This window comes from Raoultibacter timonensis (genome assembly GCF_900240215.1).
Classification (GTDB): Bacteria; Actinomycetota; Coriobacteriia; order Coriobacteriales; family Eggerthellaceae; genus Raoultibacter; species Raoultibacter timonensis.
Map to the genome: position 1 here is coordinate 1 of NZ_LT964684.1, position 924 is coordinate 924.

Consider the following 924-nt stretch of genomic DNA (forward strand, 5'->3'; position numbering starts at 1 on the left):
AAACACCGGCCCGCCTCCGCGCCCGCGCGAGTCGTCGTGCGGCGCGTCCCCCCTTCCCGAGCCGACCCCCTCGCCCGAAAACCCCGCCCCGCTTTCTCCCGACCGATTCTGCTCCGAAGCAATCACCCTGCGCATCCGTCCTCCCATGCCTCGCACGAGCCTCAATCATAGCGAAACGCTTCTTGTTATCAAGGGGTTACAAGGGGGTTATGCATTTAACCCCCAGGGCCAATGGACGACTGCCGACGCCGAGCATAAGGTTGCGATCGGCGGCAAGGGAAGCATCGAAGGCGATGAGGCCGCCCGCTTCACCAGCCCGCGCCGATCCAGGCAGATGCGGCGCAGGCACCCAGACAAAGGAGGAATCACATGAAAGCACTATCACGACGTTCTTTTCTCACCGGCTCGGCACTGGCAGCAGCTTGCGGCGGGCTCGCTCTCGCGGGCTGCTCCCCTTCTTCGGAAGGGTCGGCGGCATCCTCGTCCGCCGCTAACGGAGCCTACGTCGGCAGCGGCATGGGAAAGCACGGGAACTTCGACATCGAAGTCGTTATGAAGGACGGCGCGATCGACCGCATCACCGTACTCTCGTCCAACGAGACGCTCGGCATCGGCGACGTCGCCATGGAAACGCTCTCGAACCTCATCGTGGAGAACCAAACGCTCGACGTGGATGCCGTTTCGGGTGCTTCGCTCACGAGCATGGCGTTCATGCAGGCGGTCAGCGATGCCATCGACGCGTCGGGAGCCAAGGCGAGCGACTTCAAGAAGAACGGCCATGCAACGCCCGCAGTGCCCGACGACCTGCCGACGGAAGCCGACGTGATCGTCGTCGGATCGGGCGGAGCGGGGTTCGCTGCCGCCATCACCGCCGCACGCCTCGATAAGAAAGTCATCTTCCTGGAGAAGCTCGGCGTGCGCGGA

The 924-nt window shown here is 64.1% G+C and carries 1 protein-coding gene; it reads left to right on the plus strand.

Annotation, left to right across the window (positions count from 1 at the left end; all coding sequences use genetic code 11):
- Positions 1-369: 369 nt before the first annotated feature.
- Positions 370-924: FMN-binding protein (locus tag C1722_RS16370; RefSeq protein WP_146040719.1), on the plus strand; the 555-nt coding region annotated here is incomplete at its 3' end.